This window comes from Arthrobacter sp. TE12232, assembly GCF_054062615.1.
Genome location: NZ_JBSSFK010000001.1, coordinates 4,126,230 through 4,148,845, shown reverse-complemented (window position 1 = coordinate 4,148,845; position 22,616 = coordinate 4,126,230). Strand labels below are relative to the sequence as shown.

Genomic DNA, 22,616 nt, shown 5'->3' with positions numbered 1-22,616 from the left:
CCCAATGACAGGAGTAAGCCACGTGGCTGAAGATAGATATTTGGTCATAGCTAATGCTTACCCTAATGATTCCAATATCTACAACTATGGGTTTTTACATCGCAGAGTAAAAAAATATCTCGACGCCGGCCTGGCTATTGACGTTTTTCGCATCGATGCCAATGAACCCGAGCTAAGAACCTACGTTTTCGACGGAGTCACTGTCACTACGGGGAATCGAGACATTTACACGCAATATATCTTGGCCTCTGATCACGCAAGCTTTCTGGTCCATTTCCCATTGGACTACATCATTGCCCCGCTAAGCACCCACAAACCGTCAACTCCGATCATCGCGTGGCTTCATGGCTACGAGACCCTAAGTTGGCACAGGCGATGGTACGACGCCGTCGACGTTGCGGGATTCATGGATAGAGTGAAGAGCCTCAGAGCGCACGGCGAGAACAAAAAAGTCCCGTTCCTGCGACAGCTCTATCAGGCCGAACATCGTGATATCAGGTTTGTCACCGTCTCCAATTGGTTCCTGAAACACAGCGTAGAGCCGGATGCGGGAGTTCGCGTTTCGAACGTAAGCGTCATACCAAATGTGGTTGACACCGAGCTTTTCCCTTACATTCCTAAAGATCCGGCCCTGCGGCATAAAGTGCTCATCATCAAACCGTTCACGGGGTACAAATATGCCAACGATCTGGTTGTGAAGACAATCCTCACCCTTCGCCAATCGCCTTCCTTTGACAAGATGCAGTTCAGCATCTACGGCGACGGCCCGTTTTTCGATGAGACACTCGAGCCGCTTCGGGGATTGGAAAATGTGCACCTCACCAAAGCATTTCTACTCCAGGAGGATATCGCCCGTCTTCATGCCGACCATGGCATTTTTCTCAGCCCTACGCGCTGGGATTCCCAGGGAGTCTCCATTGGCGAGGCCATGAGTTCCGGACTTGTTCCGGTGTCCACAGCGATTTCAGCTATCCCCGAATTCGTAACCCACGGGACGAGCGGCCTCCTTGCCGCCCCTGAAGACCCTGACGATCTGGCTTCCTGCGTGGAAATGCTGGTGGATTCACCTGAAACTTTTGCCCGCCTCTCCGAACAGGCGACAATCCAGGCCCGGGAGGTTTGCGGGCCAGAAGCAACCACCGACCGGGAAATCCAACTCATCAAGAATCCGGAGCTCGGACGGAATACGGACACAGGAGAAGTGGCCTGGGAAGCTGCTTATTCCGACCTTGAAGACGAGCTTTTCTCTGTATTGAACCATTTCTCGGAAAGACTGGATGCACCGGTCATTGCTGATTCCGCTCCGCCTTCGAAGTAGTCAAATCCCCCCGGCAGCATCTGCACACTGCCGACATATTGGGGGTGTCCCGTGGGGCAACGCGAGTAGGACCAAGTAGGCCGGCGGTGCGCGGACCACCCGTGTGCTTTCTTCTCTTGAGGGATTGACTGCGCTCTAGCAGCCAGAAGTCGTTGAGGCGGCGGCTGCTATCAAACGTTATCCGCGTCTCCCCATATGGTTCGTTTAATCGCGTCCTCCACCGGGACAGGAGCACATCATGAACGTCGCACCCGGCACGGATTCGGGGAAAGGGACTTCTGCAGGGGCCGCAAACCCACGAAGGAGTTCGATGAGCACTTCAGCCAGGCGTGCATCCGCAAGAAGTGAAGCAAAATCCCAACGACCAACCGTCCAGCGCCTGAGCATCGTGGCGACGTGCCTGAGTGCCCTGCTTGTCGCAGGGGGCGCACTACCCGGCCAGGCGTCTCCTCCACCGGATGCCACGCTTAAGCCTGGGCACGGCAAAGTCATCGCAGATCACTTCATCGTCGTCCTCAAAAATGGATCTGATGCTGCGGCGGTTGCGCGCCGCAATAATGTGAAGACGAAGTATGTCTATACCGCTGCGTTGTCCGGGTTCGCGGCAACCTTGTCCAAAGCGGATTTGGCCAGAGTCCGCAAAGACTCCGCCGTCGACTACGTGGAACCAGACGGCGAAGTCACGGCGTCGAAAGAAGCACCACCGCCGGATCCCATGGCCAACAAGGCACCGGGCCAGTTCGGATCCATTTCTCCCGACGTGACCACCGACGCCACACAAACGGGAGCCACGTGGGGCATCGACCGCGTGGACCAACGTACCGGCATCAATGGCACCTACAACTACACCGACACCGGCTCAGGAGTCAGCGCCTACGTCATCGACACCGGCATCAATACCGCCCACACCCAGTTCGGGACCAGAGCCAGCGTCGGTTTCGACTCCGTAGGAGACGGCCGCAACGGACAGGACTGCAACGGCCACGGGACGCACGTCTCTGGAATCATCGGAGGATCCACGTACGGCGTGGCGAAGTCGGTGTCGCTGGTGGCAGTCCGGGTGCTGGACTGTACAGGTTCCGGGACATTCTCCGCGGTGATCGCCGGGATTGACTGGGTCACCTACAACCACAACGGACCCTCCGTCGCCAACATGAGTCTCAGCGGCGGTTTCAACCAGGCAGCCAATGACGCCGTCACGCGATCTATCGCAAGCGGAGTCACGTATGCCTTAGCGGCCGGCAATAGCAACGACAACGCCTGCAACTATTCTCCGTCCTCCACTCCATCAGCATTGACTGTCGGCGCAACCAGCCTGACTGGCGGCACAGACGTCAGGGCATCCTTCTCCAACTGGGGGACGTGCCTGGACGTATTTGATCCGGGAGTCAACATCACCTCGGCGTGGATCGGAAGCACGACTGCGACCAATACCATTTCGGGAACGTCGATGGCCGCCCCCCACGTGGCCGGATTGGTGGCACTCTATCTCAAGAGCAACCCATACGCTTCGCCCGCAACCGTCATGGCGGTTATCAAGAGCACCGCGGTCACCGGAATCGTGAGCAACCCCAACGGATCACCGAACCGCTTTGCCCGCAAGTGGAACGGCAACCTCACCGCGAACGGGGTCAGCGGCTATCAACCTGACGGTTCCTCGTGGTATCAGGCCGGCGCCGGCTATATCCAAGGCTGGCTCGCCGCGACTGCGGGACGGGACACTGATCTCTACCTCGAACGCTGGAACGGCACCACATGGGTCACGGTCGCCGCGTCAGCGACCCTGACACCACGCGAACGCATAGCCTATCTGGGGACAGGGGCCTCGTACTATCGGTTCCGCATCTACCAATTCACCGGTGGGGCCGGAAGCTACGATCTCTGGAGCAACCACCCCTCCTGACGAAGGGCGCGCAGGGCGCAAGAAGAGAGGCTTAGGTGGTTTGACCTTGTCAACCCACCTAAGCCTCTTCTAATCCCCAAATGCATGATGGGGTAAGACCCGCACTTCTGTCAGGAAGCAAATACCGTCAGCGCATTGACCATCATCGCTGCAGCGTTTTGTTGACTTCGATCCGCAAGTATCCTGGAACGGCCCTCGACCTGCGCATCCGCGTACGCTTCGGGAATCAATATCCGTTCCAAGTCAGTTTCCAGATCGACAATCTTGCAACCGACTATCGGGTAGTCGGCAAAATTGGACCAGACGCCTACATCGAGGTTGGGTCCAACTTGGAGCCCGGCGATGCCCCTTGCCCCGGCGGCCAAACACGGAGTGCCCACTGCCAGGCTCTGCATTGCGCCTCTTCCGGCTGAGACGCTAAAGACTGCCTTATTCATCAGGCGCGGAACATCGTCAGCAGGTACCCAGCCGCGCATGACGACAGAGACGTTCGGGTAGTCGACTAAATAGTTTGCCAGCTCGCGATCAACTCTGTTCCGCTCAGGGCCGTCTCCCAGAATCTCAATGTCCCAATGGATATGTCGAGCCTGGTGGAAGAGTCCGCTAATCAGAAGCTTCAGAGCTCGAACTTGGCTGCGTTTGTCCTTATCGATTCTCGACGCCATAACGATGGAACCGTGTCCGTTCACGATCTTCTCGTCGAGACCCAGGAGAGGATACTCGAATCGATCCATGTCCACGCCGTTGGGAGCGACATGGACGCGCTCCGGTTCGATTCTGCACAGGTCCACCAGAAGATCACCGATCTGCTCCGTGGTCACCAGAAAACCGTCAACCAGGTGCTGCCATGTGTAGACAAAGTCATGGTGAAAGCCATGGAACATGGCGACGACTTTGGTCTTCATGACCTCGTTCACGAACAGGGCAAATTTCCGCGACTCGAAAGGCTGCGCGAATACCATGTCATAGCGGGGCCCGTTTCGGACTTCTTCGGCAACCGCGGTCCAGTCTGCCCAGTCAACACGAATCACTTGGGCTCCGACTTCCTCGCCCTTCTCAGCAACGAGCCCGTCCCGCACGACCAGCGTTACTTCGTGGCCGCGCTCAAGAAGCGTTGCCGCAGCCCCAACGACGTATTCGTGGAGCCCACCCCATTCGGCAACGGTATAGGCCGGTAACAGAATTCTCACGAAGTCTCCTCTACGGTCGAGATGTCAGTGGCCCGGTTCGGAGCGGTCAAACTCCAGACCCAAGCCGACCGATCCGAGGAGATCAACGAGAGACGCCAGCTGTTGATCAGTAAATTCAGCGTCCGCCGGGCACACAAGTGTGGAAACTTGGAGGTCAGCAGCGAACAGGACGGCAACGGCAAGGAATGGATAGAGTTGCTCATTCCCGGCCCGCTGTCCCGCGTGAAGCCAGGCGTTGCTGGACAGCGTGAGACGGTCGAACGTAAACAGCCTGCCGGTCGCAATGTCGGAACGGACGACGTTCAGGCCGATTCTCCGGGTTGCATCCAGCGAGTTGATCCGCTCCGACCCAATTACGGCGTCCGTTTCAAGCGCCAGCTCGAGTCCCCCGCGCCACGTAAGCGTTCCAGCACCAGAGGACACGTTGGTCGGGACTATCTGTCCGTTGCCGGAGAAACGGCTGATGGCAGCTGCTACGTCTGACGACATTGCGAAGGGTGCGTGGAACCGTCCGCCCATGTGCGAGCCGAAAACCAAAGTCGTGGCAACCGCCACCCTATCGGCCCAGTTTGATGCCGGCGAGGCATCCATCCAGAATTCCGAGACAACCGGAAAGGCGTCCAAGTATTCGAGGTCGTGAGCCACGAGCCCGGCACGTCCGGATTTGTCGTTGATCCAAGACACCTTCATTATCGATTCACCAATTCCTGAATGCGCAATTCCGCTACTTCCGAATCCAATCCGTCGCTACCGCGCCGGTAGAGCGCCAGATCGGCCTCGTTCCGGCCTTCCACCGCACGCGCAAAGGCCTCAAGGGCCTTCGGCTCGTCTTCGAAGACATACACGGTGAAGGCGAATCGGTAATCTTGACTGATGGAGAGGGTGATTTGCCGCTTGAGGTCTGCCTCTTGCTCCAAGCCAGTCGGAGCGTCGGCGGCATCTGTATTCGTCCAAACGATGGCTGCAGGGATTCGGCCCGGCTTGGCCATGAGTCCGGTCAGCCCTTGGAGCCGACTGCGAAGGGCCCGGTCCAGGATTTCCGCCGGCGCCTCCCTCGGGAGCTCCATTGAAGGGTTAAGTTCACCCTCCAATCGCCCGCTAACGCCCAACTTCTGCATCGCAGCGAGGTCCTCCAGCGTCACGTTCAGGAAGTCGGCGTATTCGCCGACGATTTTTCCGGTTTCATCTTCCTCGCAGAGGATGAAGCTCGTGCTCTTGAGCTTCTGCAGGCGGCTGGCCTTGTTGGCTACATTGCCCTGAACGTGGAGCGAACGTACTGCCAGGTGGTCTGGCAGGTACTTTCCGAAGCTCTCCTCGAGCTTGCCCTTCTCCGCAATCTTGGGCCAAAGGATTGCTTTGCTTTCTTCCTTCAGTGCGGCGATGTCGTCATCGGAACCAGCGAACTGCAGCATGAATCGGGAAAGCTCAGCCGCGTACTTCTGCCGTGTGCCGTCTGAGTTACTCACCTGTGTGGGGTGCATACGACGCAGGAAGAGCACCTTTCCCGTGTGTACCCAGGACACCCCTGACCTCATCATGCGCAGCGCCAAATTGTGGTCCACGGCGCTGGAGATCGTCTCGTTGTATCGGAACTGCCGGATAAGGCGGGTCTCCACGAGCCACGTTGCGTGGCCGGGGGTTTGGCCGGTGACCAATGACACGGGCATGCAGAACTGTTCCCTGATGACATGGAGGACCATCTCGCCGGTGATGTCGTCGAAGTTGACCCAGGAACCGTAGCTGGCTTGAACGCCGGCCTTAATTCCGGAAAGGCTCACTTCGAGTCGCCAAGGCAACATGATGTCGTCGTCGTCGTGGACGGCGGTGAAGGTGCCTCGTGAAATGTCCGCCACCGTGTTCCTGGCAGCGGCGATCCCGCGGTTCTCCTGGTAGACATATTTGACGCGCTCATCGTCGAATGATTCGACTACAAGCCGGGTAGCGTCAGTGGATCCATCATCAACGACGATGAGTTCGAAATCTTCTACTGTCTGCGCCAGCACTGAGTTAATGCTGTCCCGCAGGTAGTCGGCCCGGTTGTACGTCGCAATTGCAACAGTAACCAGGGGCGGGGCGTCTGCTGGGCGGTTCTTCCAACTGGTCACGTTGCGGATGTAGGTCTCGTCTTGCTCAAGCCGGTTGAGCCGCTCGGCAATGTCACCGGCTGAATCGGCACGGGCGGCCGCAGCGTCAGAGTCATCCACGGCCGGAGCCACAAAGCAACGAATTCCCTCGGCAGAGCGCTGATCGAAGATCACTCCCATGCGTTTCATGCGCAGCTTGAGGTCGCAGAAGGCACGAGCGGTTTTCTTTTGTTTCTCGTCGAATCCACGAAGCCGCAGCAGTGAGTCTCGATCAACGAGCACCGGGCTTCCCGGAGCCCAGACGGAACGACTCACGGGGACACGTGCCGCTTCAGACCATTCCAACGTGTCCGTCAACGCGGCCGTGACGAGACGAGGCGGAAGATCCCTCCCGGGGATGATGACCATACTGGCCGCTGCAGACCGGACAGACTCGATGGCGTCCTTCAGACCAGCCGGACTAAACATCATGCAGTCATCGAGCGCAAGAATAACGTCGCCCGTCGAAATTGCGACGCCCGCGTTTAACTGAAGGCCTGCACTGTCCTCGGGATCGCATCCGATGACCTGCATCCCGGTCGCCGGCCTGGACCGCAAATCCAACTCGATGTCGTCAGCACGCTCGCCGTCGACCAGCAGGATAATTTCGTGGTCTATCCCGCTCAATGCAGCGCCGATTGTTTTCGCCGACAGCCATATCCGATCGGGGCCCGAGGTCACGGCATTCACAATGACGGATACGGTCACACGCGTGCTCAATTGAAACTCCCTAGTGGACTCGTGCGAACTACGCTGTGAACCGGACCGGAGGCGGCAGTCACGCTCGGCAGATCGACTTGGGAATACCAAAGTCTGCCAATGACTGTTGGTATTTGCTCGGGGGCCATTTCCGCGTGCCAAACCCGAACGCCGATCCGCATGGAATCAAAAGGTGTCTCACTGGCAAGGAGGCGGGGGATTTTTGTCACGGTCCCTGCCTTCATGGCCGGGACATAGGCGAAAGTCCGCTGTAACGCCTTGGAGTAGTTCCAGTTCATGTCCCGAGGATCCAGAACTTCGGAGCCGGCCGAGACATTCTCCAACGTGAGCATGAATTGCTTATCCGCATCCACATCGGCTAGGGCCTGAATCCCAATCGATAGAGAATTTCTCGGCACAAGAAGTTTTATTTCAAAGCTGTGGAGGCATTTATTATCGCCAGTCAATCTGTAATCCCTCGTCATAGTAGATTTCGCCGTATCTAGCGCTCCGCCAAATGCAAATCCGCATGCTAATCGGGATGTTCCCCATACTTATCACTGTCAAAGACCCTAGCACGCCCGCCGTGACCGATTTTCGACACCGTTAGGTATGAAGTCCCCCGCTTGGCTGCGCCGCGTCCAAGCCCTTGATCTCCGATCAGATGACAGGAGAAAGCTTCATTCACCGTCCATCTTTGCTTCACCCAGCCGGGACCCGAAGAACTCCTGGTGTGCCTCCTGGATATTCCGCAGGAAACGGTGCCGCGCGGGCGGCTCGTGGCCTTTGGACATCGGCTCAAGCACGAAACGGAGCCGTCCCGATGGGTCCATCCCGCCCGTTTCAGGATCAGTGGACCGTACTTGGGCGAACGGCGCGTAGTGTTCTTCGATGTGATCCAGGTCGTTGGAGTTTTGGACATAGCGCACGAAGTTGGGGATTTCCGGCTCGGCATAGAGCCGGCGAAGGTTGACCCGCTCCGCAAAGTCCGCTTCTACGGCGTCAATCGTGTCGTAGCCAGGGAACGCTGCATTCACGAACACTTTGGCAACCCAAGGAATGTAGTCACCCACGCGAGTCTGAGGCGAGAAACTAACAGCAAGCGACTCGGGTATGCGGCGCGAAATAGCCATAGCCGCGTACCCGCCACCGCTGGACCCGGCCAGAACGATGTGCTCGTAGCCGCCGTCGGCTGCCACCTGCTTCACAACAGCAGCGATGTCATCGGCAAGGTCCTGCTCCTTTGTGCCGATATACCACCCGAGGGGAATCTTCTCCCCCAGTTCAAGGGTCGTGTCAGCAATCAGAAGGACCCCGGCGTCCAGGTTGCCGAGCGTCCGGCGCCATTCAAAGCGGGGGAGCTGGAACTTGGACCGCACCAGCGAGCCGTGGAAGCTCACAATCAGCGTCTTGGACGGTCTGGGAGCGTACAGGGTAACAATATCCAAGGGTCCGCCGGAAGGGGACGGCACAACGTACTCGTAATGCTGCGACGCCTTGTGGTCGATCTCGCTGGCCGAGTCGATGCGGCGGATCTCTACAGCATTCCGCTCGTCCCAGGCCGTGCCGGTGGTTGTTTCTTGCAAATTCACAGAGTCTCTCCTGTTTCAAAGGCGCCCACGTTGGAGCCTGTCAGTGCAAGCGGAGCTTCCTCCGCCGGGGTATCGGGAATGGTTAGAATTTCCGGCTGGGCTACGTGGTCACCGACGGACTTTTGTCCGTGCCCGGACTCGGCGATGACCCGGAAGGTGCGTTCGTTGAGCGGAAGCCACCGTACGGGACCACCGAACACGGACAACAGGTTGCGTTCCACTGTCCCGACCTCATACTTGTGTTCATCCGTTTCCCAGTTGTAGGGCGGCTCATCCGTCCACACGGACACGGCGTCCGCTGTGTGACCGCTGCGCAGCTCGCGGCTGTACTGGAATGCGGTGGGATCATACACGTTGACTTGCGCAGAGCGCACGCGGTCCGTCGCTTCGACCCGGATAAGACGCCCTTCGTGGAAGGCCTCCATGAGCTCGTCTGAATACGATGAGTCGATGGAACTCGTGTGAAGCAGGCTCGGATAGTGCATCAGGCCAATCCTCTGTCCCTTCGCGGCCGCAACTGCCAGATGCTCCAGCATCAGCTCGGCCACCAAGGAGTCGGCGCCGAAATCGCCGACAAGCAGAATATCAAGTTCCACGTCCTGCTGATTCGCGCCGGACGGCAGGAACCGTGCAGGTGCCGGAAACGCACGTTCGGCAAGCGGGAAGTCCAAGTAGCCCGTGTGCTCGCCGGCGCGAATCTTCTTGTGCCAGTGCTCGTAGGAGTCGCGGTAGGACACCCGGTCCGGCGACCTGTACCCGAGACGGAAATCCTCCATGGAAAGGTTCGAGGATCCCACGAGGGACAGCGTCAAGGGAGCGTCACAGACCTCCAAGGGCTCGCTGTCATTGACGAGCGCCATGTACCGGAGGATGAACTCCGTATCCGCGGCCTTCCGGACGGAATCCCAGTGACCCAGGTGCTCCCGGATGGTGGCGGTGTGGAACATGGTGGAGACGTGGGCCGGGGTGATGAAGGCTCCGCGCCACCCGCGGTAGTGGAAGAAGAGGTCCTCGTCCGCACGCGTCCAGGGAGCGGAAACAAGCCTTCCGTCGCTTTGCTGCCGGGCACCCCGGACCAACTGCTCGATCTTCTGCGGGTGCTGCCAGTCATCGCCGTCGAAGATTGTGATGAATTCGCCCTGAGCCATGGTGTAACCGATGTTGCGCGACGTGTACGCACCGGCGTTGGGCTCGTTGAGCACCACCTTAGTGCGCGCATCCACGGCCAGCCACTTGTTGAGCCGCTCCGCGGCGTCCCCGCCGGAGCCATCGTCAACGATGATGATTTCGATGTTCCGGTAGCTCTGATCCAGAGCCGACTGGATCGCGAGATCCGTGTATTCGTCCGGCTTGTAGACGGGCATGACGATGCTGACGAGGGGGCCGTCCGTCACCGGGGTCGGCACCTCTGCCTTCAGCCGGAGAAATGCCGGGGCGGACCCTTCGGCGAGCGAAAGCCGGGAAAGCCCTGCCCGCACGTAGATGTCGTTAATCTCGGCGAGCCAGCGCTCGGCGTCGGCTGAACTGTCCTTGAACGGGTTGGCAGCGTTGGCACGGTAGAGGTGGAGGTCGTTGCCGTTCAGTTCGTCGGCCTTGTAGAGACCTTGAAGCCTGATGACTTCCCCGCCTTGACCGGTCCGGGCCAAAGCGTCGAGGAAGAACTCCCCGCGGCGCTTTTTGCCGAACGGCTTTGCGCCGAGCCGCTGGTAGGCGTATTTGTACAGCGTGGCCGCGTTGAGGATGTCGTCCTGGAGAATGTTCTGCCGGAAACACAGATCGGCCAGATGCAGGAGTGCGGAACGCGGCGCCTTGTCCAGGACGGGTTCCACGCTGCGCCGGCTCTTCCCCCCGATCCGGTACATTTCCAGGGCAGCCGACATGTCCCGCCAGCCCCACCGGCCCATGGTTGCCGTGCTCACCAGCACGTCGCGCCCATCAACGGAATGCAGCTTGGTCAACCGCTGGGCAAGACGTGCCTCCGGGATCCGTGAGCGGGCGCCCCATTCGACGAGAGCCCCGGGGCGCGGGGCCGGCGGAGTCGCGGCCAGCTTGGCCCGTGCGGCGATGGCGCGTTTGGTTGCCTGCCGGGACGCCTTGAGAAGCCTGTCCACGTACAGCGCGCCGACGGCCAGCGCGGCTGCGAAGACCACCACCACCAGCCCCAGGAGCCACGGGTTGCGTGCGTAGGCAACCGCAACAACCAGGGCGAAAAGGACAGCGAAGCAAGCGGCGGCCGCTTTCTTCTTCGGGGACAGGCGCGCAATTCTGCGGAGAGCTTGTTGAAGTTTCATTCGCTGAGCATCCTAAACGTGCGGTTTGGTGGTGTAAGCGGAAGGGGAAGGAACGGGCACCCGGGCGAAGTGGCTGCGCATGGCATCGAGCCGTGCTCCTGCCGAAGGCCCCGGAACGGCGCCGATCTGCGGCGGCGGGACGAAACCGTCCCATTGTTCGGCCACGCTCTGCAGGAAGATGCTGTCGTCGGGATTCCAGGTGTGGCCACCGTGTGAATCCGCGCCGGAGTGGCGTTGCATCATGTAGTTCTGGCCGTGGGAGCGGTAGATCAATCCCCCGGCGGCCTGGACGGCCTGCAGGAGGCAGCGATCGACGGCGCGGTGGACCGGCCGCCATCCGCCCAGCTGCCGCAGCTCGTCCCGGCCGAGCATCATGGTGCCACCGGCAACGTGGTCCGAGTACTGCTCGCCAAGCGGCGGCCGGCGGGTGGTGATGTCCAGGCTTTCCAGGTAGACGAATTCAACTTGTGCCCCCACCAGGGTGGCGCCGCTGAAGTCCTTTGCATGAACGAGGTCCCGCAGGTGGTGCGGGCCGTACCAGTCGTCGTCGTCCATCTTGCAGACCAGATCGCCGCTGGCGGCACTGACTCCGGTGTTCAGCACCTCGCCAAAAATCATCTCGGCCGGGACGGAGCGCAGCTGCAGCTCGCCGGGATAGGCCTCGACGGCGCGACGGACCTCGGGCAGATCGGCATCGAAGCCGTGCAGCACCACCACCACTTCCAGGGCTTCCCAGCTCTGGCGCGCCAGCTGACCCAGTGCGGAGGCCAGCTTCTCGGGCCGGCGGGTGGCCAGGACCACGCTCACGGAAGGCACGGGAAGCAGGGGCCTGCCGAGCTGGCCCAACAGGGTGTTCCAGACGGCCTTCGGGCTGTAGAGGTCCAGCGCCGTGCGGCGAAGGTCGATCGACTTCGATTCCCTCAGCACCGGAGGGTCGCCTGCGTCGAATGCCTGGACGCAGTTCACCAGCTGATCGCCGAGCAGGGAACGCACCGGTGCAGCCAGGTCTCGTGCCAGCAGCGGCACGCCGGCGACGGCGAGCTGGCTCAGGCGCCGTGCCAACTGCCAGTCCAGGCCGCCAAAGCGGGTGCCGTCCACCTCGAGGTACTTGTGGGGGCGCAGGGCCGCCAGGCCGGCTTCGCTCAGCTCTCCCCCGTGGCCGAGCTCGCCCGGTTCGAGTGCGCGCGCCGGCTTCTCGGCGTAGGGCAGGAAGCCCATGGGCGAGACGACGGCGGTATCGACCGGGGGGAGCACGGTCCCAGGCGGTGTCCAGACGGGCGGGGTGACGCGTCCGGGGTTGTCCGCTGTCTGCCCGCTCAGCTGCTCCGTGAGTTCGGCGGGCCCGATCAGCACGTCGACGGAATAGATGTCATCCGGCTCGGGCTGCAGGAGCTGCTCCGTCATGAAGCTGCCCAGGGCGTCCCCGGCGAGCCAGGCGCTGGCCGAGGGCTCGGTGATGCCGACCCGCAGTCCGCCCAGCACCGGCCGCGGCGCAACGGGGGCACAGCAGCCCAGTGCGGCCAGGGCGGCAGCATGCACGTTCACCCATTTGCCGCCTTCAACCACGACGGCGAGGCCAAGCCCGGGCACGGTGAGTGCGGTTGTGCCGGCCTTGACCTGGAGGCTGCGCGGGGTCCAGGCCGGGAGATCGGCAGCCGGGAAGAGTCCGCGGATCACCAGCACAAACCGTTGCGCCCGTCCCTCGCTGCGGAACAGGGGAAGCAGTGCCCGGCCCTCGGCCAGCGATTCCGCCTGCACAACGTAGGTGGCCCACCAGAGCTGGTCCGCAGGGACGGCGTGCTGCCAGCCGGCCCCGGTCCGGGGATCACGGTGTTCCCAGTCCGTGCGGGCGTAGTCGAGTCCAAGGTCCAGTGCCAGCTCAGCCATGGAGTGGTCCGTGGAGCCGACCAGGACGCTCTTGATCTGCATGTTCCTAGCTCCCGGCCCGGCCGGTGCGGGCCTTCAGCCGGCCCAGGATGTAAGCCGGACCCTTGCGGGCAATTGCGCGGGCACGGGAGAGGCCCCGGTTCGGGGCAAGGCCCTGCTCCAGGCGGCGGCGTTCGATCTCGGACTTCTTAAGCCGCGCCTCGAGCTGCCGGATCTGCTGCTCATAGTCGTGGCGCGTGGCGCTGTCGGCCAGGTCCCGGACCACGATATTCAGGTCAAGGGTGGCGGCAGCGCCTTTGCGCAGGTGGAGTTTGGGCTTGGGCCGGCGGAAGTCGTGCAGGCCCAGGGCACTGCCGGAGACCCATCGCTCGCCGCCGGCGCTGCGCGCAGATTGCTCGGGGTCGCCGGAGCCGGACAGCTCCCGAAGGGTGGCCGTCGGCCAGAGTTCGATCGCGCCGGGCTGCCCGTCCACCAGTGCCCTGAGGACCAGTGCCTGCGTCTGCTGCAGGGTGTCGATCATGGCCTCCAGCGAGTGCAGGGCCACGGCCGTCCCGGCGCTGAGGACCAGGGTGTAGGAGGACTCGGCAATGTGCTGTCCGTCGTTCCTGACAAAGGCGAAGCGGCGGTCGGTGGCCAGCCATTCCTCGAGCTTGGGCCGGCCGCCGTCTTCCACGAGTATGTCCACGGCGAAGTCCTGGCACGCCGAGCAGAATAGCGATGCGACGGTCCCGGCAATCTCCAGATCCGTAGCTTTCGCGGCCCGGATCAGGATCCGGACAAGTGGAGTCTCCCGCCGCGGCGTGTGCAGGGCCTTGAGCGCAAAGCCGGCCTCGCGCAGCTCTTCTTCAATGGACGCTGTCACTGCGTGGCTTCCCCTATCCACCTACGCTTGCTCCCACGGGGGTATGCGGCCGGCTGGAATCCGCAGGCTCTTGCTGGTTCCAGATGCCCTTGGTGTCAATGACCTGCTTGCCCTCCAGGGCCACGGAGTCAAGAGTCAGGAATTCGTCGTGGTCCACCAGGAGCATCACGAGATCTGCCTTAGCTACGGCTTCCTCCATGCCGTGGAGGCGCGCGAGCCCGGATGCCGCCAGCGCCGCGGGTAGTTCCTCGACGTTCGGGTCGACCACCAGGATGGTGCTGTCCGGCAGCTGCCGGACCAGTTCCTGGACGATCGTCACCGAGGGCGACTCGCGGACGTCGTCGATGTTGGCCTTGAAGGCCAGGCCGAGGACAGCGACGGTGGCGCCCGGCTGATCGGAGAGTGCCTGAACTGCCTGCCGGACCACGTGGTGGGGCTTGGAGTCGTTGACTTCTCGCGCCGTCCGGATCAGTCCGGAGTGCTCCGGGACGGCGTCCACGATGAACCAGGGGTCGACGGCGATGCAGTGGCCGCCGACGCCGGGGCCGGGGCGCAGGACGTTCACGCGGGGGTGGTGGTTCGCGAGCTCGATCAGCCTCCAGACATCGATGCCGAGGCTGTCGCAAATCAGCGAGAGCTCGTTGGCAAAGGCGATGTTGACGTCGCGGAACGTGTTTTCCACCAGCTTGGTCATCTCTGCGGTGGTGGCATCCGTCAGCAGGATTTCGCCCTGGCAGATGACCTCATACAGCCGCTTGGCCAGCTGGGCGCCTTCCTCGGTGAGGCCGCCGATCACGCGGTCGTTGGTGACGATTTCGATCATGATCCGGCCCGGCAGAACGCGCTCCGGGGAGTGCACAACGTGGACCTGCTTCTTCCCGGGAGCCGCGTCGAGCGACAGGTCCGGCCTCAGTTCCATGAGGTGGGCGCCCAGGCGTTCGGTGGTGCCGGGAGGCGACGTCGATTCCAGGACCACCAATTCACCACCGCGGAGCTTCGGCGCGAGGGCCTCGACCGCGCTGCGGAGGTAGGAGAGATCGGCCCCGTTGCCCTCGGCCAGCGGGGTGGGCACGGCAATGATGTAGGCGTCGGCCGCAGGCACGGTGGTCATCGCCACGAGGTTGCCCAAGCTGACCGCGCCCGAGACCACCACGCCCATGTCGGGTTCCACGAAGGGAACTTCTCCACGGTTGACGGCGTCAATGGTGGACTGCTTCACGTCGACGCCGGCCACGAGCTTGCCTTTGGCGGCGAAGCTGGCCGCGGTAGGCAGGCCGATGTAGCCGAGCCCGATGACGGCAACATCAAAAATCGTCTCGTCCATGTCTTCCCTAAACTAAAATGTGGTCTTCGGGCGAACCGAAGAACTGAACTTTTGAAGTAGCCAGGAGCTCTTCATTGGTGATGGGCCAGGTGTGCGAGGCCACGTCGGCGCCGCGCATCTGGCAGTAATTGAAGCGGTCTGCCGAGTAGATCCGTGCGCCGGCCTCGATGACGTCGCTCAGGAAACGCGAGTCCTCTCCGCGTGGCACAGGCTGGAACGGAAAACGCCTGAAGGTGTCCGTGGCGGCGAAGATGGTCGGCCCGGAGACTGCTTCGACGTAGCGGTGTTCCAGTTGCGGGTTGCGCAGGATAGTAGCCCCCGCGCCGGCCAGGTGCATGTAGTGTGCCCGCTTGCCCACCACCTCGGCTTCGGAGTACATCATGGCGTGGACCTGGTCGCCCAGGTACAGGGGGCTATAAACGTCGTCATCGTCCCATTTGGTGGCGAACCGGCCGTCGGCCTTCGCCACGAGGGAATTGAGGCACTCACCGAGCATGGTCTGCTGCGGCTCCTGAAGAACCACGACGTCGAGAATCCCCGCTTCCAGGCATTTGCGCCGGAACGCGGATTCGTCGATCTCAAACCCGTGCGCGAGGTACACCAGCTGGACGTCCACGCCCTGCTGGGCGGCCACCCCTGCGATAACATGCTCCAGCTGCTGCGGCCGGAAGCTCGACACGAGGACCGACACCTGGGCACGGGGGCCCGGGACGGCCAGCTCGGGCCGGGCCGCGGCCGCGATGTTTTGTGCCCGGTGGCTGAAAGTATGCTCGGCCCAAATCCTGCGCTGGGCCTTGTGGACCAGGCGCTGGGCATAGTCCGGGTTGGCGGTCAGTGCCTTCAGCAGGTGTGCGGCGTCTTCGCGCGTGCCTGCCGTGGGGATTTCATTGCCCGGGAAGAATTCCGTGATGGCAGCGCTGGGGGTCGAGACCACGCAGGATCCGGCCGCGGTGATCTCGAAAATCCGCCGCGCGCACATGGACGGCGAGTCCGTAACGGAGTTGACGTTGAGGAAGACTTTGTACGCCTTGTAGGCGGTCAGCATCTGTTTGTAGGACAGGGAGCCCACAACATGCTTCTTCAGGATCCCGGGGAACTGATACTGCGGCTGCCGGCCGAGCTGCCGGGAAAAGATCTCAAAGCCGGGGCGCTTGCCCGCCGTCGCGTCAACGGCCGCTCCCAGCAAGTACTCCATCTGCCGACGGCGGTCCTCGTACTTATGCGCAAAGTACATTCCGGCGAAGGCGATCTCCCGTGCGTGCCAGCCGTGCCGGGGCCGGGCCGGGTTGTGGATGCGCGGCTGCGCGGCGAACGGCAGCACGGAAATCCGGTCGTGACCCAGGTCCTCGCGGTAGCGGGGAAGCATGTTGGAGTCAGTGGTGAAGACGTGGTCGAAGAGTTTCGCGGCAGGAAGGAAGTCCTCGTAGTGGGGCGGGTCTTCCTTGTTCCAGAAGACCGCCGGAAGTCCGGCCGCCCGGCAACCCGCAACGAGGTCGCGGAAGACCGGTGAAGGCCCTGCCGGGCTTGTGATTTTTCCCCGCCAGAGACCGGCGTTGCCGGCCCAGGCGGATTCGACGACGACGAAGTCCAGGGCCTCGTCACGCAGCTGCTCTTCCCAGCTGTCCGGCCTAAGCGCCACGACCGTCCACTCGGCGGAGAACGCGGCAGCGGAGAAATCATCCATGATGATGCCCACGCGCAGCTGGGGATTCCTTGGCTCAGCAACGCCAACCTCGGCTTCACGGAAGATCAGGTGCCGGCCACGTCCCAAGCCGCGCCAGGCCCCTTCCGCTCCGCGGACACCGGAAAGGCTGGCCTCATCGCGTTCGGCGGTGCTGCGGTGCAGGTAGCTCTTGACCTGTCCCATGCCGCCCTGGCGGGCGTGCCACAGCGCGCGGCGCCAATACGCCGTCTTATCTCGAAAACTCATTGGCTACCTGGACCGCTTCCAGCCGTTGGGAAGCAGGGTGGTACGCATTTCGGGCAGGCTCGCCATCAGCTCAGCACGGATTTGGCGGCCGTAGTCGGCATTGCCCTCATTCATGCGCCAAATGAAGTTTCGGTATTCCTTGGCGACCTCGTCCGGGGTTCCGTCCATGATGAAGTCACCCTTGTCGATCCAGATGGCGCGGTTGCACATGCCCGTAATGGTCCCAAGGCTGTGGCTGACCACAAACACCGTTCCGGCCTGGTTCGTGACCGTCTCCATCCGTTGCTTGGAACGTTCCTTGAACTGGGCATCGCCGGTGTTCAGGGCCTCGTCAATGAGCAGGATTTCGGGGTCCACCGCAGCGGCAATGGCAAAGCGGAGGCGCGCGCCCATGCCCGAGGAATAGGAATTCATCGGGTGGTAGACCTCGTGCTCCAACCCGGACATCTCCACGATGTCATCGAACTTCGCATCGATTTGGGCGTGGCTCATGCCCATGGCCAGGCAGCCGAGCCGAATGTTCTGGGCGCCCGAGATGGAGCTGATCAAGGCGGCGTTGACGCCCAGCAGGATGGGGTTGCTCGCGGCGTAGACGGTGCCGGAGTCGGGGATGATCAGCCCCGCCAGAACCTTCATCAGGGTGCTCTTGCCTGAACCGTTGCGGCCAATGACACCAATGGAGTCACCTTGATTGGCCACGAAGGAAATCTTGCTCAAAGCCGTGGTCTTTACCGCTGTGTCGCCGAGACGGCGGTTCCTCAGGCTCTTCACAATGGAGGTCCGGGCATTGGTCCGCCCGGGAGTATGGTTCTTGGTCCGGTAGACCACCGAAATGTCATCCACGACCACTGTTGGCTCCAGGATGGGGCCGCCCGATGCCTCAAACACGTCCATAGCTCTCCTCCCCGCGCCAGAAGACAAAGAGTCCCACGGCGACCGATCCCAGTGCCCACAGGCCCAAGACCGCCCAGGCCCGCCAGGACGGTGTGGTGTCGTAAAGAACCGTGTCACGGATGACCTTGATGACCTGGAACACCGGGTTGAAATCCATGATGGTGCGCATCACCGGGTACTTGCCAAAGCGCTCCTCGGCAAAGAAGACCGCCGAGGCATACATCAGGAATCGAACCACAAATGTGAGCAGCATGCTAAGGTCCGGGACCTTCATGATCAACGGTGCCAGCATCATGCCGATCCCCAGGTTGAACAGGAATTGCAGCAGGATCGCCGGAATGATCAGGAACCACCGCCACGTGATTTCCTCGGCCGGTGCCGTGAAGATCACGAAGAGCAGCATGACGATCGTCACGGGAATGTTGGAGATGAGCTCCCGCACGTTGAGCGCCAGGGGTAGGGCCGCCCGGGGAAACTGGAAGGCCCGGATCATGGACTTGTTACTGGTGAGGGACTTGGCCCCACCCAGGATGGACCGCGTGCTCATCTGGAACGTAAAGACGCCGATGATCAGGTAGCCGATGAAGTTTTCAATGCCCTTGCTGGTGCTCAGGAACACGCCAAAGATCAGGTAGTAGCTGAGGCCGCTCAACAACGGGGTCAAGACGAGCCATGCGGTACCCAGATTGTTTTTGTCGTGGCCGCTCTGCACCCTGGCCCGGGCGTCGAACAGGATGAAACTCCGGCGGTCCCACAACTGGACCAGGTAGTCCAGGAAATCGGGCCGCTGCCCCACCTTGCTCAGCCGGGCAAGGTTCACGGGCACCGAGACGGTGGCAGGCGCCTCCGTCTGCACGGCTTCGGTTTGTTCCGCTTCCGTTTTTTCTTGGATGCTCATCTAGTTACTCCCAGCATTTCCAACTCTCGTGCCAGGGCAACCGCGTTGGCGGCCCATGTTCTTTCCTGCAACACGCGTTCCCGGCCGGAAGCTCCGAACTTTGCTGCAAGCTCCGGGTCCGAAAGCAATTCCCGGATAGCCTTTGCGAAGGCGGCAGGATCCCCCGACGCCGCCAGAAAGCCGGTCACCCGGTCCTCGACGATTTCCGCCAGTGCCGGCAGGTCGCTGGCCACTACGGGCCGTGCGGAGGCCATGGCTTCCACGGGTTTGAGGGGTGTCACGGATCGCGTCACCTCCAAGTCCTTGCGCGGCACAACGAAAACATCCAGCGCTTGATGGTACAGGGCCGTCCGGCTCCGGGGCACGCGGCCTGTGAAGATGATGCGATCGGCGTAGCCGCTTCGCTGCGCCTGTATCTGCAGCGCTGGCAGGGAAGAACCGTCGCCGACTATCAGGAGACGGAGCTGAGGCAGGTCCTCCGCGAGCAGCACAAACGCGGCCAGCAGGTCCTCAATCCCTTCATAGGGTACCAAGCTGCTGACTGTGCCAATGAATTGCCCGTCTTCTGCAAGACCGAGCTCGCGCCGGGCGCTGGCTTTCTCCTGCGGCTCGGAGAGGAAATCACCGCCAACGGCGTTGGGGGCAATCAGGACCTTGCTCCCCGGAATCCCGGCGGCGACAATATTCGCCTTCATGGCGGTCCCGAGGGTCAGCACCAGGTCAGCGTCCTGCATGACGTCCGTTTCCCGGTTCTGAAACAGCCGGTATCTCTCGCTGTTCCGGGCCTCGGGCCCACGGGTGGAGGCCCACGTGTCGGCCAACTGGCCGCGGACCTCGTAGACCCAGGGAATGCCGAGGGCCTGGGCCACGGCCCGCACTACCAGTCCGTTGACGTAGTGCGTGGTGGTGTGCAGGACACTCGGCTTGAAGTCCAGGGCCACGGCGAGCAATTCCTCCGCCTGCTGCTGCAGCCGGGCATCAATGGTCTGGGCCATCGTGGCGGGGAGGAGGCGGTGGTACCGGATGCCGTCCACGGTATCTGTGGCTTTGGCCAGGAGCTTCCCCACCTGCACGGGATACCCCATCCGCGTGACCGCCAGCACGTCCCAACCGGCCGCCTGCTGCGCCAGCAGCGTGGAGTGGGAGCGCTGGGCATAACCGCTGGCGGTGTGCGGCAGGGAATTTGTCAGAAGATGAAGGATCCGGCCGGGAACCGGTGTGTAGTCCCGACGCTCCAGCGACGGCGATGCGTCCGCCAGAATTGCCGCTTCGGCCGCCAGGCGCGCCCGTTGCCGCAAGCCCGCCGCTCCCGCGCCGTCGAGCGCCTCTACAGCTTCGCTGACGGCGCCGTCGTACCAGAGCCGCCGTGCCCGGGCCTGTTTTGCATGCTGCGCCGTGCCTGCCTTGGCCAGAAAGACATCCGACATCGCCGGAAGGTTGGCGGCGAGGGCGACGTCGGCGAGGCGCCGCGCGCGCTCACCTTCGACCTTGCCGCTGGCGGCGATGCGTAGCCGGCGTTCGACGTCGGAGCCGTCTCCGGCGGCGAGTGCCGCGAACAGCACGGCCGCGGAGGTGGAGTCTTTAGGGGCGAGTTGGCACAGGCGCTTCGCGAGCGGAAGCACGGCCGAGGGCATCCTGCGCGAAAGCTGCAGGAACAGGATGACGGGATCGTCGGTCAGGTGCTGCCTGACGACGCTCTGGGCCAGCCTGACGTTGTTGAGGAGCTGCATCATCGGTTAGTGCGGGTTTCCGCGAGCAGTTCGGTGATGAGTTCCATGTAGCGGCCGGCGAGTTGCCCGTACTCGGCGTTCGCTTTGACCCACTGGCGGCTGTCGCCGTTGCGGACCAGGCGGCCGCGGTCGGCCGCCAGTTCGCGCCACAGAGCCGCCAGCTCTTCCGGGTCACTGGCCACGATGTCGCCGGCCTCGGCGTCAGAGACGATTCTGGCCGCTTCTCCACGCACCACGGCGGTGATGTGCCGGCCGATGGCCAGGACCTCGTAGGTCTTGGACGGCACGGTGGTTTCGAAGGACTTCCAGTCGTCCCGCAGGGAGACGATGCAGGTGTCAGCCGACGAGTAGCGTTCCAGCATGTCGTCACCGGTCAGGGGCGGGTGGAAGGTGACCGGAGCCTTCAGCTCACGTGCCAGCTTCTCCAGCGCGGGCCTCTGCGTTCCGTGGCCCACCATGTGCAGATGCATGGAATCTCCCACGAGGGCGCTCGCGCGGATCGCGACGTCGAGCTTCTGGCTCTCGCCGTGGTTGCCCAGGTACAGGGCCTCGAAGACGTCCCGCTCGGGTTCAGGCGGCCCGACGACGGGGATGGCGTCCAGGTGCACGCCGTTGCTGACGGTGGCCACATTGCGGACTCCGCGCGATCGCAGCGTGGCGGCGAAACCCTCCGTGACGGTGACCACGAGGTCCGCCCGGTGCTGGACAAAGTCCACCACGTGTTCTACAACGCTCTTGACGCTGCCTTGGACCAGACGGGCGTCACGGGCCAGGTCCGGCCAGGCATCCCGCATTTCCACGATCAGCGGGACACGGCGCATTTTGGCCAGGGCATAGCCTGCTGCCAGTGACGGCAGACCGGGTGCGGTGACAATGACGACGTCGGGCTTGCGGACCATCATTCCGGCCGGGACTGACAAGAAAGCGGAATAGCACTGATCCAGCAGCCGTGCGGCACGGGAGTTGCCGTGGCGCAGGTACGGGACGTGAAGAATCTTCTCGGTGAACTGTCCGTTGCGCAGCCGGAACGGCCTGCCCGCCATCCAGCGCGGGAGGGCCCGCCTGCCGAAGGGGTAGTGCGCCACCGGCGTTACGACGTCGACGTTCCAGCCCGAGTGGGAAAACTCCTTGATCATGGCCGTCCAGCGCCGCTGCGGCGGACTCTGTTCGGGCCAGTAGGAGTGGGTGATCAGCGTGATCTGCAGGCCGTCATCCGTGGTTTTGGCCGCACTCGACTCCATCAAGACTTGATCTTGCATGGGTGTCAGGACTTACGGGTGCGCGGAAGACCAGTGGCTTTTTTCGAGCTGATGAACCTGAAGTAGACAAAGCCCAAGCCCAGCAGGACAAGCACGGTAATGGCCTGAACAGCCAAGGGGCTACCAGTGGCAACGGCCACTGCAGCCTGGACCTCTGACTTCACCATGACGGGAGGGTCGGTAGGCGTGGCGATGACGGCGGGGGCCGTCGACGGCGCGGCCGTTGGGGTGGGCGTGGGGGTCGGCGTCTCCGACGGGGTTTCTTCAACGACGGGGGCCGGCGCGACAGGTGCAACGACGGCCGGGGTTTCCACCACGGGAGCGGGCGTCTCGAGCGGCACAGCCGGCGGCTCGACGGGCACGACAGGTACGACGGGCGGGACTACCGGCGCCGGGGCCGGGTCCACCGGAACCGGCGTCACAACCGGCGGGGCCGGAGTTTCCACCGGCGTCGGCACGATCACGGGTTCGGTCGGCGTAACGGGCGCCGGATCCGTCGCCGGGACTGTCGGTCCCGGGTCGGCGGGCGTCTGGGAGGGTGAGACCGCCGGAGCCAAGGGGCTCGGGACCACCAGGTCATCGGCGTTTGCGGCTGTCGCCGTGCCCGCGACTGAGGCGGCCAGGAGCAAAGCTCCCAGCCCCATTCGTATAGTTTTCTTTCGGCTGCACGACGTCATCGACAGTCCCTCCCCCACAGTGCGAGATTGAATCAGGTG

At 62.5% G+C, this 22,616-nt stretch carries 17 protein-coding genes; 2 read left to right on the top strand and 15 right to left on the bottom strand.

The features are described from left to right. Positions 1-22 precede the first annotated feature (22 nt). Positions 23-1,318 carry a glycosyltransferase family 4 protein gene (locus tag ACVWZ7_RS18550; RefSeq protein WP_456508702.1) on the top strand — a complete coding sequence of 432 codons (1,296 nt, stop codon included), beginning with the start codon at positions 23-25 and terminating at the stop codon, positions 1,316-1,318. A 238-nt stretch (positions 1,319-1,556) separates the two neighbouring features. Beyond that, positions 1,557-3,221, top strand: a complete 1,665-nt coding sequence (locus tag ACVWZ7_RS18545; protein ID WP_456508701.1) for a S8 family peptidase — start codon at positions 1,557-1,559, stop codon at positions 3,219-3,221. 110 nt (positions 3,222-3,331) lie between these two features. Here ACVWZ7_RS18545 and ACVWZ7_RS18540 read toward each other — a convergent pair whose 3' ends face one another. From ACVWZ7_RS18540 to ACVWZ7_RS18470, 15 genes are all read right to left on the bottom strand, one after another. Next, positions 3,332-4,411, bottom strand: a complete 1,080-nt coding sequence (locus ACVWZ7_RS18540; protein ID WP_456508700.1) for a glycosyltransferase family 4 protein — start codon at positions 4,409-4,411, stop codon at positions 3,332-3,334. A 24-nt stretch (positions 4,412-4,435) separates the two neighbouring features. Further along, positions 4,436-5,095 carry a hypothetical protein gene (locus ACVWZ7_RS18535; protein ID WP_456508699.1) on the bottom strand — a complete coding sequence of 220 codons (660 nt, stop codon included), beginning with the start codon at positions 5,093-5,095 and terminating at the stop codon, positions 4,436-4,438. 5 nt (positions 5,096-5,100) lie between these two features. Further along, entirely contained in the window at positions 5,101-7,254 is a 2,154-nt protein-coding gene (locus ACVWZ7_RS18530; RefSeq protein WP_456508698.1) for a glycosyltransferase family 2 protein, read from the bottom strand. Then, positions 7,251-7,700 (bottom strand): hypothetical protein, encoded by a 450-nt coding sequence (locus ACVWZ7_RS18525; RefSeq protein WP_456508697.1) that lies wholly within the window; start codon positions 7,698-7,700, stop codon positions 7,251-7,253. The genes ACVWZ7_RS18530 and ACVWZ7_RS18525 overlap by 4 nt, the downstream gene beginning before the upstream one ends. 213 nt (positions 7,701-7,913) lie before the next feature. Then, on the bottom strand, positions 7,914-8,825 hold the full coding sequence (locus tag ACVWZ7_RS18520) for an alpha/beta fold hydrolase (RefSeq protein ID WP_456508696.1): 912 nt from the start codon (positions 8,823-8,825) through the stop codon (positions 7,914-7,916). Then, positions 8,822-11,116 (bottom strand): glycosyltransferase family 2 protein, encoded by a 2,295-nt coding sequence (locus ACVWZ7_RS18515; RefSeq protein WP_456508695.1) that lies wholly within the window; start codon positions 11,114-11,116, stop codon positions 8,822-8,824. Before ACVWZ7_RS18515 ends, ACVWZ7_RS18520 begins: the two co-directional genes overlap by 4 nt. A gap of 12 nt (positions 11,117-11,128) precedes the next feature. Beyond that, positions 11,129-13,045: a glycosyltransferase gene (locus ACVWZ7_RS18510; RefSeq protein ID WP_456508694.1), complete on the bottom strand. Its 1,917-nt coding sequence runs from the start codon at positions 13,043-13,045 to the stop codon at positions 11,129-11,131. Between the two features lie 4 nt (positions 13,046-13,049). Then, positions 13,050-13,865, bottom strand: coding sequence for a hypothetical protein (locus ACVWZ7_RS18505; protein WP_456508693.1), 816 nt, complete (start codon positions 13,863-13,865; stop codon positions 13,050-13,052). Between the two features lie 13 nt (positions 13,866-13,878). Continuing rightward, the gene (gene wecC, locus ACVWZ7_RS18500) at positions 13,879-15,189 is read right to left on the bottom strand and encodes a UDP-N-acetyl-D-mannosamine dehydrogenase (protein ID WP_456508692.1); all 1,311 of its coding nucleotides are present in this window, start codon (positions 15,187-15,189) and stop codon (positions 13,879-13,881) included. A 7-nt stretch (positions 15,190-15,196) separates the two neighbouring features. Further along, complete coding sequence (locus ACVWZ7_RS18495; protein WP_456508691.1) at positions 15,197-17,119, bottom strand: glycosyltransferase family protein; 1,923 nt, start codon at positions 17,117-17,119, stop codon at positions 15,197-15,199. Positions 17,120-17,122: 3 nt separating this feature from the next. Further along, positions 17,123-18,007 carry an ABC transporter ATP-binding protein gene (locus tag ACVWZ7_RS18490; protein WP_456508690.1) on the bottom strand — a complete coding sequence of 295 codons (885 nt, stop codon included), beginning with the start codon at positions 18,005-18,007 and terminating at the stop codon, positions 17,123-17,125. Then, a complete protein-coding gene (locus tag ACVWZ7_RS18485; RefSeq protein WP_116766566.1) occupies positions 18,000-18,911 on the bottom strand; it encodes an ABC transporter permease in 912 nt (303 codons plus the stop codon). Before ACVWZ7_RS18485 ends, ACVWZ7_RS18490 begins: the two co-directional genes overlap by 8 nt. Continuing rightward, positions 18,908-20,644, bottom strand: coding sequence for a glycosyltransferase family 4 protein (locus ACVWZ7_RS18480; protein ID WP_456508689.1), 1,737 nt, complete (start codon positions 20,642-20,644; stop codon positions 18,908-18,910). The genes ACVWZ7_RS18485 and ACVWZ7_RS18480 overlap by 4 nt, the downstream gene beginning before the upstream one ends. Continuing rightward, on the bottom strand, positions 20,641-21,882 hold the full coding sequence (locus ACVWZ7_RS18475; protein ID WP_456509148.1) for a glycosyltransferase family 4 protein: 1,242 nt from the start codon (positions 21,880-21,882) through the stop codon (positions 20,641-20,643). The genes ACVWZ7_RS18480 and ACVWZ7_RS18475 overlap by 4 nt, the downstream gene beginning before the upstream one ends. A 23-nt stretch (positions 21,883-21,905) precedes the next feature. Then, positions 21,906-22,544: a hypothetical protein gene (locus tag ACVWZ7_RS18470; RefSeq protein ID WP_456508688.1), complete on the bottom strand. Its 639-nt coding sequence runs from the start codon at positions 22,542-22,544 to the stop codon at positions 21,906-21,908. Positions 22,545-22,616 lie beyond the last annotated feature (72 nt).

Excerpts from the sequence above, each read along its gene's own strand:
- ACVWZ7_RS18475 (WP_456509148.1), bottom strand. The coding sequence starts at position 21,882 with ATGGAGTCGAGTGCGGCCAAAACCACGGATGACGGCCTGCAGATCACG.
- ACVWZ7_RS18470 (WP_456508688.1), bottom strand. The coding sequence starts at position 22,544 with ATGGGGCTGGGAGCTTTGCTCCTGGCCGCCTCAGTCGCGGGCACGGCG.
- ACVWZ7_RS18510 (WP_456508694.1), bottom strand. The coding sequence starts at position 13,045 with ATGCAGATCAAGAGCGTCCTGGTCGGCTCCACGGACCACTCCATGGCT.
- wecC (WP_456508692.1), bottom strand. The coding sequence starts at position 15,189 with ATGGACGAGACGATTTTTGATGTTGCCGTCATCGGGCTCGGCTACATC.
- ACVWZ7_RS18545 (WP_456508701.1), top strand. The coding sequence starts at position 1,557 with ATGAACGTCGCACCCGGCACGGATTCGGGGAAAGGGACTTCTGCAGGG.
- ACVWZ7_RS18480 (WP_456508689.1), bottom strand. The coding sequence starts at position 20,644 with ATGATGCAGCTCCTCAACAACGTCAGGCTGGCCCAGAGCGTCGTCAGG.
- ACVWZ7_RS18515 (WP_456508695.1), bottom strand. The coding sequence starts at position 11,116 with ATGAAACTTCAACAAGCTCTCCGCAGAATTGCGCGCCTGTCCCCGAAG.
- ACVWZ7_RS18485 (WP_116766566.1), bottom strand. The coding sequence starts at position 18,911 with ATGAGCATCCAAGAAAAAACGGAAGCGGAACAAACCGAAGCCGTGCAG.
- ACVWZ7_RS18495 (WP_456508691.1), bottom strand. The coding sequence starts at position 17,119 with ATGAGTTTTCGAGATAAGACGGCGTATTGGCGCCGCGCGCTGTGGCAC.